The sequence below is a fragment of the Streptomyces thermospinosisporus genome, from assembly GCF_039526425.1.
Classification (GTDB): Bacteria; Actinomycetota; Actinomycetes; order Streptomycetales; family Streptomycetaceae; genus Streptomyces; species Streptomyces thermocarboxydovorans.
The window spans coordinates 1-8,449 of the sequence record NZ_BAAAIZ010000125.1; the positions used below are offsets into that span (position 1 = coordinate 1).

An 8,449-nucleotide genomic window follows, 5' to 3' on the forward strand; every position below is an offset into this window, starting at 1 on the left:
GGCTTCCTCACCCAGCCCGGACGCGGCCGCTACCAGAAACGGACTTAACGCCCTCTGAGAAAGGCAAGTTCGAACTAGCGAAGGACGTCGCAGCGTTTGCCAACGCCGGCGGCGGTCTGATCGTGTGCGGCCTCAAGGCGAAGCAGCGGCCGACCGAGCTCTACGAGGTCGCGGAGAAGCTGACACCCTTCGCGAAGTCGTTGGTCAACAGCACCTCGTATAAGGACGTCATCACCGAATACGTGCGCCCGCTGCTCAAGGTGAACTACCTGTGGTTCGACCACGCCGCTGATGACCCCGACGCATCCGGTCACTACCTGGTGATCGAGGTGGCTGCGCTGCCCGAGTCCGACCGGTGGGCGCTGGTCACTCGGGGGCTGACCGAGGACGGCAGGTTCGTCAAAGGAAGCTGGACGGTCCCCATCCGCAACGGTGACACCACGGCCTACCTTTCGCCGGACGAGGCGTACCGGCTCTTGAGCGACGGCCTGCGCATGCGACGGGAACCCGCCACGACCCCACCTGCCCCGGAGCCGCACGCAGACCGGGAGGCCACACGGGTTTCTTTGCGAGCCCGCCTGGACCTGGACGACGTACCGGTCTTGTTCTTTCAGAGCACGCCCGACCACCCGAAGGGGCTTGTCCCCGGTATGCACGCCACTGGCGGCTTGCGGAACGTATTGCGCAACCAGGACACGCTGCGTGGCACCCAAGGCTTCAACTTCGCGTCGGTCTACCACCAGCCCGAGGCCCACGACGGTGGACTCCTCCTCACTCAGCCTCCACGGCGCGGGTTGTGGATTGAGTCCGACGGAGCAGTCACGGCGGCCGTGGCCGCGACGCGGGACATGCTGGGCTGGGCCATGGAACGCTACTCCGGCGGTGCGGACCGCAGGATCAGTGTCTTCGTGCTTACCGAAATCACGCTGGAGTACTTCCGGCTCGTCGACCAACACGTTCTGCCGTTGGTAGACGGCTCGTGGACACACCGGATTGTGGCCACCGAGTTCGCACGTCCGCCGGCCCGCACCCTTGCAGCCGGGGACGACCCGAACTTTCCGCTCCGGGGCTCACCGCAGCCAGCGACCAACGATGACTGGAACCACAGTTGGCACGCCTTGGGCGACCCGGAGCGCGATGCGTATGAGGCCCTGCGGCATCTCTACGTCCTGTTCGGCCTTGACGTCACGGACAATCCGTTCACTGATGGCGGCCGGGTGAGCACAACGCTGCTGCTGACCAAGGGGCCGTGACATCAGCCGGTTGGACGCTTCCGCGAACGGCGCGTGCGACAAGCCGAGTAAGACCGCTGGGCGAGTGGGTGAGAGGGCACGAGGCGGCTACGCCGTCCGGGATTCAGGGCCGCGTGGCCGCGAAGTACGGCATGGAGGCGAGGTTGGTGATCTCGATGTTCTTGCCGGTGCGCGGTGCGTGGATGGCCTTGCCGTGGCCGATGTACAGGCCGTTGTGCTGGCTGTTGTTGTACCAGTAGGTGATGTCCCGGGCTGGAGGTCGGAGCGGGCGACCTGCCGGCCCGCGTTGTACTGCTGGTTGACGGTGCGGGGCAGTGAGACGTCGGCGGTGCGCCAGGAGGCGCCGGTGAGGCCGGAGCAGTCGTAGGAGTTCGGGCCGGTCGATCCCCACTCGTAGGGCTTGCCGAGCTGGGCGTAGGCGAACTCGATCGCGGTACGGGCGCGTCCGCTGGCGGGACTGCAATACGCAGCGCCATAGTAGAGCTTGCCTTCGGCCGTCCGGCCTCCGCGATGTTGCCGAGGCGCCGGGCCGAGGAGTAGTCCCTCTGTCTACTCTTCTCAGCCCTGTTCCTGACCCTGCGCCGTGATGATCTCGGTGTGGGATGAGGAGATCTCTGCTGGAGCCGTTGTTGCCGGTCGCGGTGAGGGGCAGGCCGTCGGCCCGGCCGCGAGTTGCTTGGCGGGTACGGGCGGGGGCGCCCCGGCGGGACTTACCACCGAGGGGGCATGGCAGTGAAGTCGGCCGCGTGATCAGCGTGCTTCGGCTTTGGGCGAGGTGAGGTCGGGTGGGTAGCCCTTAGCACGCAGCCACGTGTCAAGTGCGAGGGCGACGATGTCGCCGTGGGGCATGTCGTGATCGGCGTTGTATCGGCGGATGCGTTTCTGGAGCTGGAGGGCATCGGGGACGGCGTAGTTGAGCTGTCCGCGTTTGGTGTGGCGATTGCTGATGATCTCCAGCGTGTTCGGGTGTGGAGTGAATGGGTCTTCAGCGGGCTGGGACTGCGCTTCCAATGCGTCGGCCATCTCACGCAGTCGTCGGGCGTGATGGGCGAGATCGGGCACGAGTTGCTCCGGTCGGTCCGGATAGGCGGATAGCTAGCCGCCTATTGGGCTATTGGAATAGTCGGCACGGGGTGGCCGCCCCCTTGCGTGGGGGTGGCCGCCCCGTGCCGTGCGGTCGGGTCAGAAGCCGCGGGCGGTGAGCCACTCGTCCAGTGCGACCGAGACAATGTCGCCGATGGGCAGGTGATCGAGTTCGTTGTCCAGCGCGAAGCGCTTGATCCGCTTCTTCAGCTTCAACGCAGCGGGAACCGAAGAGTCGAGACTCTCCCGCGCGATGATCCGCTGGTTGAGAACGACGGCGACCTCGGGAACATCCTTGGGACGGCCGGGACCGTGCGCATACGGCGTTCCCTCGCTGGGATCCTCCTGCGATCGAGTCTCCTGTTGTTCCTGGTGAGCCCCCGGACCCTCGGTCCTCACCGGGAATGCGGTGCCGCCTGCCACCGGGGAAACGGCCGGGCGAATGGCCACCTCGGCGGCCGGAGCCGCACCAGCAGTCGCGGACGTGACAGGAGGCGGACCATGCTGCGCAACAGGTTCGGCCGGCTGCGTGGCCTGGACCGCAGGTGCTGCAGGCTCGGGAGCCGGGACCACAGGCGGCATGTGCCGCTCCACCGGCTCCCCACCGACCGCCGTCCCCGCCTCGGGGGCGACGACGGCCGGGCGAACCGGCTGACTGGTGGCCGGCTCCGGCACGGGGCCGCTCGGCACGTCGGCAGTCGGCTGGGCTGAGGTCTGCGCCACTTCGGGCATCGCCTCGGTCCGGCCCTGTGCCGATCCCTCGGGGATGGGAACGGCGGAAGGAGCGGTCTGAACTTGCGGCTCGCTGGCAGCGGGACGGCCCTGGCCCTGGGCGGCGGCCTGTTCGGCGGCGTACTGCTCGGGGGTGAGCTCGGCGGCCGGGGGAGGGGGTGGCGGGGCCGACTTCTTGGCCCCGCCCAGGGTGCGACCCGTGCGGCGGGCCGGGGGCTTCATGCGCTCGCTCATGCCGTGAGCTCCTTCATCAGTTCGGCGTACTCGCTCAGTTCGGTCGGGATCTCGCCGAAGGCCTCCATGTAGTGCACCCAGGAGTGGATAGTCGTCTCGGCGAGCGGGAAGGGCTCGTCGCGGTCCGGGCCGATGCCCTCGCCCTTCTCGGGCTCCAGCAGCTTGTCCTTTGCGTTGCGGGGCAGGCTGGTGCGGTCGTCGGCCTTCACGAGGACTACGTGGGCGGTGACGTCGCGCTCGTTGCGGGCGGCGGCGCGCTCGGCCTCGTCGAAGGTGGCCACGAGCTTGCGGCGCTCGATCTTGGTGGGGGCGACCGGCACGAGCAGCAGGTTCGCCTCGGTAACAGCCTCGTGGAACAACTTCGCGCTGCCGCCGCCGGCGTCGACCACGATTGCTCCGAACTCGGACCGCTTCTCACGGATGTATTCGGCGATGTCGTCGAACGGGTACCGCTCGACCACCAGGTTGGCCGGGATCTCGAAGCCCTCGGCCTGGGCGACCTTGAACCAGTCATAGGCGGACTGGCTGGTTGCGTCCGCGTCCAGGAGCAGCGTCGGCAGGTCGAGGACGACGGCGTAGTAGAGGGCGATGAACCAGGCGGAGGTGGTCTTGCCGGTGCCGCCCTTGAGCATGCCGACGACGATGACGAAGGCGTCCCAGGCGCGGGCTGTGGCCGCGGCCAGGGCCCTGTGACGGGTGTTCTCGTTCACGTGTGCTTGATCTCCTGAAACTGGAAAGGTGAGTTGTCCTATGTGCGTCGGTAAGAGGGCCGACATTCGGTGGCGGCTGCTTGCCGATGTCGGAGGGGCTCGCGCTGCAGTACTGCGCCTGGGATGGCGCACGGCCGACTTCTTGATCTGTCGGGCATGGCGGGGGACACCCGACAGGGCGGGGCCGCTCATGACCGCTTCCTCGGGTCACGGGCTTCGCCGTGGTTGTGCTGGGGACGCATCCGGGTGCCAGCCTGGTGCAGGAGCCGGTAGACGGTGGCGACCGAGTAGTTGCACTCCTTGGCGAGGTCCGGGACCGTGGCGCCAGCGTCGTACCGTGCCCGCAGGGATACCGCGAGCCTTTGCCGCTCGGCGGCTCGCATTGCGGCGCGCATCCGCATCGTCTGCTGCGTGGTGCGCACAGCGCCGCCGGCCTCGATCAGCAGGCGCCGGGCAGCACGCCTCGTCCCAGCCCCCGCCGCAGCGAGCTCGGTGAGGGTCGCGCCATGCTGCTCGTACAGGGTGCGCAGGTGGGCCGCGAGACGCTGGCGCGCCTGTGGATCCTGGCGCATCCGACGGGTCTGCCACGACGTACGCATCTCGGTCCCGGCCTCGTGCAGCCGGTTGAGCACCGTGCCGTACGACAAGCCGCTGCTGGCCACGAGTTCGTCGACCGTGGCGCCGGACTCGTACTGCTTGCGCAGGGACTCGGGCGTCACCGTCTCGCTCGCATCGGATGTGACTGGGGGCTCTGGGTTCATGCGGCGGACTCCCATTCGCTGAGGGCTTCGGCATGGGCGGCGGCCAGCTCGTCGTAACTGCGCTGGTCCGATGGGGTGATGAGGATCAGCCGACCGTCGGTGGCCACGCGCCATTCGGCGTCAGGGCGGCCGGTGACCGGGTCGAGGACACAGCCGCCGGGGGCGTGCCACGCAGGAGGGATCTCGTCGGGGCGAGGTGCGGGAACCAGGACCTGGCCTCCGTCGCGGACGATCACCATGGCCTTGCCCCGGTGCTCCGCCAGCCGCTCCAGTGCCTCCCGGTACGCCGAGCGCTCGGCAGCGTGCAGCGCTTTGCGCTGGGCTGCCACGCCCGCGGTGCCGTATTGCTGGGCGACCGCGTCCCAGCCCTGTGCCGGGGGCGCGGTCGGTGCGGGAACCGCATCTGGCAGGCTGGTACCGAAGCCCTCCAGCGCGCGAGGCGCGAGGATCCAGGTCTCTCCGCTGTGGTGCACCAGGCCGTGGTCGGCCAGGCGTCGCAAGGTCCGGTAGGCGGTGGCCCGGGACACCGATGCCGAGCCGACGAGTTCGCCAATGGTCTGGGCGGGCCGGGCGTGCAGCGCGCCGATGATCATGAGGGCGGAGCTGCCGAGGCCGTGGTGGGCGAAGGCGTCGTGGCCCATCAGGCGGCTGATGACGGTGGAGTCGATGTCGGCCGCCGCCCGTGTCTCAGGGGTGGGCCACTCCTCAAGTGCCGGGTCGGGGGGGTACTGAGTGGTCCGGAAACGAGACAGCGAAGCGGGGGCGTTGCCGTCGGCGAGGTACCAGGTGGAGCCCTCCCGGCCATGGCCGACCCGCAGCCGGCGCAGCCAGCCACCCGGCTTGAGAACGGTCTCGTAGACCACCCGCAGCGTCGTCCGCGAGACCCCTGCCTCCTCCGCGGTCTGCCGCTCACTGGCGTGGTGCAGCGGGCCGCCGGCGGTCTCGGCGAAGTTCAGATGGGCCCGCAGCACCCGCAGCGCGGTCCGACCCCGCTCGCCGCGCCAAGGAGTGGTCTCGATCCGGTCGCGCAGTGCAGCGAGGACCTCGTACGCCTCGTGCCGGGAGCCCAGCGCCCTGGTGCTGTCGACTGCGGTCGAGGCGCTGGCCCACACCCGGCGGATGTAGTCCAGGGCACGCGCCTGCCCGGAGCGGAGCGCGATGTGCCGGGCGTGCCGGCCACCCTCGTGGTCGGGGTGGAGCAGCAGCCGGGTCAGCTCGTCGACGGTTCCGCCGGCGCGGGCGACGTGGCAGGCGATAGCCGCCGTGATCCGGTGCCCGTGCTCGGCCGCCCCCTGCCGGTCCTCGCGCAGGACCACAGTCTGGCCGTCGGATCCGAGCCTGCTGTAACTGCCCGCCGCGTAGCGGCCGGTGAGGTCTCCGAGCAGGACAAGGTCAGCCGCAGCCGGAGGCAGCCGGTGAAGCCCCAGTCGCTCGCTCGGGTGAAATGTCCGTCGGGATGGGTCTGCCTGGTGGGTGTGGTGTGGCACTGTGGGGTCGTCTCGCAAGGACGTGGACGCCACCCCGGCCCGCTAAAACCACGGTGGCGTCCGGAACCGACCTCCAATCGGTGCCAAGCGAAGCCTCCAGGATGGCCGTCCTGGAGGCCTTCGTATGCCTGGCTCCTCAGCGGAGGCAGGCGTCCCCATCGCGGCTCGACCGAGATCGACTCGGAGTGCCGCCAGAGGAGTCCTGACCCATCCGACACCGCCCCGACCTCGGCCGATTCGGGGCCAAACAGAGGGCGATTGCCTCTGACTGGCTCCGAGCAGCTCGGGTCGAACCCGGGTCGAATCAGAGCGGTTTCCTCTGACTGCCTCCGATCGCCTCTGCAACCCGACCTAGCAGGTCACAACCGATCCGGCCCGCGAAAGCGCAGGTCAGAAAGGTGCTCCAGGAATACCCGGCGTACAGCCCGACTCGTCTGCCGCTCCTTCATGCCCGCAGCCCGGTTCAGTCGCCCGAAGCGTCCCTGGCCCCGCACCATGGAAGTGACCGAATGGCGCACTCTTGCGGAGGCGAACCGCAATGAAGGCGACGATCTCGTTGGGACGTGTGGCAGGCATCCGGATCGGAGTGCACTGGAGCGTCCTGGTCATCTTCGGCCTGATCGCCCTAGGGCTGGCGGGCGGGCGGCTGCCCGACGCCCACCCGGGCCGGTCGGGCTGGCTGTACGCCGTGGCCGGTGCGGTCACCGCCGTGATCTTCCTGCTGTCGCTCCTGGCCCATGAGCTCAGCCATGCGATCGTCGCCCGCCGCAATGGCGTGCCCAGTGACGAGATCACGCTCTGGCTGCTGGGCGGAGTCGCCCGCCTGAAGAGCGAGGCGCCGAGCCCGGCGGCCGAGCTGCGCATCGCCGGGGTCGGCCCGCTGGTCAGCCTGGCGCTGGGTGTGGTGTTCGGGCTCCTGGCCGTCCTGTTCGGCCAGGCCTACGGAACGGGGCTGTGGGTCGAGGCGCTTGCCTGGCTCGCCGCGATCAACGTCCTGCTGGCGCTGTTCAACGCTCTCCCGGCCGCGCCGCTGGACGGCGGGCGGCTGCTGCGTGCCGTGGTGTGGTGGCGCACGGGCAGCCGGCTGCGGGCCACCGCGGTCGCCACCGGCGCGGGCCGCGTGCTCGGCTGGATGTTCGTCATCGCCGGCATCTTCCTGGTGTTCGCCGGTGCCGCGGTCGACGGGCTGTGGCTGATGCTGATCGGCTGGTTCATGACCGCCATGGCGAGTGCCGAGGGCGGCCAGGCCAGGATGCGGGAACTGCTCGGCACCGTCCCGGTGCGCCGGGCCATGACCCCGGATCCCGAGACCGTGCCGGCGGCCACCACCGTCCAGCAGTTCCTGAGCGACCCGGCCTGGGTCTACCGGCACTCGGCCTTCCCGGTCACCGACGCGGCCGGACGGCCCCTCGGGCTGATCAGCGTCCACCGGGCCGGCAAGGTCCCGGTGGACGAGCGCCACCGCACGTCGGTCGCGGACGTGCTGGTGCCTCTCGACGATCTCCCGACCGCGCATCCCGAGGACCGGCTGGTCGACCTGCTGCCCGCCGTCGAGGCGAGCCCGGCCCGTCGCGCCCTGGTCCTGGCGGACGACCGGCTCGTGGGCATCGTCACCCAGTCCGACATCAACCGGGTCATCAGCTGGCTCACCACGGTCGCGTCCGCCGCCGGCGACCGGGTCCGGCCGTAGGACGGACCTGCCGTCCGCCCCCGCTGGTCCCGCGCGCGGCCGAATCCAGGGTGAATCTCACCATGTGAGAGGATCCTTCCCATTTCGGCGGGCGGCTGCGTAGCCTTGCGCCCATTACGAGGAGAAACGATGGGTGAACACATTCACGTCCGCATCTGGGACGTCACCGGCGTCGGCGACGACGGCGAGCTGCTCGAAAGCGCTCACTGCCGCTGCGGCGCCACCTGGAGCAGGGCTTTCCGACCGGACGAAGAGGCCCCCGAGGGCTGATCACAGCCCGGGCAGACCGCACGAGGCCGGTGCCGCACCGGCCCTGGAGCATGACCGTCGCCCCGGGGTCGCGAGGACCCCGGGGCGACAGAACCCGGTGTCAGCCCGACTCGTCTGCCGCTCCTTGTCTCCGCACGCCTCTCCGCACGCCGAGGTCGGCAGACCGGCGGGTCACTTGACCGGTTCCGGTTCGGGTTCGCTCTCGGTGTCGGCGGAGCCTTCGGGGTCG

The 8,449-nt window shown here is 69.7% G+C and carries 9 protein-coding genes; 3 read left to right on the forward strand and 6 right to left on the reverse strand.

Annotation, left to right across the window (positions count from 1 at the left end; all coding sequences use genetic code 11):
• Positions 1 to 1,253, forward strand: a 1,253-nt coding sequence (locus tag ABD207_RS30295) for an AlbA family DNA-binding domain-containing protein (RefSeq protein WP_344016473.1), incomplete at its 5' end; no start/stop codon positions are given.
• Positions 1,254 to 1,340: 87 nt separating this feature from the next.
• Here ABD207_RS30295 and ABD207_RS30300 read toward each other — a convergent pair.
• From ABD207_RS30300 to ABD207_RS30325, 6 genes are all read right to left on the reverse strand, one after another.
• Positions 1,341 to 1,682: a C40 family peptidase gene (locus tag ABD207_RS30300; protein WP_344016485.1), complete on the reverse strand. Its 342-nt coding sequence runs from the start codon at positions 1,680 to 1,682 to the stop codon at positions 1,341 to 1,343.
• Between the two features lie 321 nt (positions 1,683 to 2,003).
• Complete coding sequence (locus tag ABD207_RS30305; RefSeq protein ID WP_344016474.1) at positions 2,004 to 2,315, reverse strand: hypothetical protein; 312 nt, start codon at positions 2,313 to 2,315, stop codon at positions 2,004 to 2,006.
• 120 nt (positions 2,316 to 2,435) lie between these two features.
• Positions 2,436 to 3,302 (reverse strand): hypothetical protein, encoded by an 867-nt coding sequence (locus ABD207_RS30310; protein ID WP_344016476.1) that lies wholly within the window; start codon positions 3,300 to 3,302, stop codon positions 2,436 to 2,438.
• Positions 3,299 to 4,012 carry a ParA family protein gene (locus ABD207_RS30315; protein ID WP_344016477.1) on the reverse strand — a complete coding sequence of 238 codons (714 nt, stop codon included), beginning with the start codon at positions 4,010 to 4,012 and terminating at the stop codon, positions 3,299 to 3,301. Before ABD207_RS30315 ends, ABD207_RS30310 begins: the two co-directional genes overlap by 4 nt.
• A 188-nt stretch (positions 4,013 to 4,200) precedes the next feature.
• Positions 4,201 to 4,773, reverse strand: coding sequence for a helix-turn-helix domain-containing protein (locus ABD207_RS30320; protein ID WP_344016479.1), 573 nt, complete (start codon positions 4,771 to 4,773; stop codon positions 4,201 to 4,203).
• Positions 4,770 to 6,089, reverse strand: coding sequence for a helix-turn-helix domain-containing protein (locus tag ABD207_RS30325; protein ID WP_344016480.1), 1,320 nt, complete (start codon positions 6,087 to 6,089; stop codon positions 4,770 to 4,772). The genes ABD207_RS30320 and ABD207_RS30325 overlap by 4 nt, the downstream gene beginning before the upstream one ends.
• 736 nt (positions 6,090 to 6,825) lie before the next feature.
• On the opposite strand from ABD207_RS30325, the gene ABD207_RS30330 reads away from it, so the two are divergent.
• Positions 6,826 to 7,950, forward strand: a complete 1,125-nt coding sequence (locus tag ABD207_RS30330) for a site-2 protease family protein (protein ID WP_344016482.1) — start codon at positions 6,826 to 6,828, stop codon at positions 7,948 to 7,950.
• Positions 7,951 to 8,079: 129 nt separating this feature from the next.
• Positions 8,080 to 8,220, forward strand: a complete 141-nt coding sequence (locus tag ABD207_RS30335; RefSeq protein ID WP_344016483.1) for a hypothetical protein — start codon at positions 8,080 to 8,082, stop codon at positions 8,218 to 8,220.
• The last annotated feature ends 229 nt before the right edge of the window (positions 8,221 to 8,449 follow it).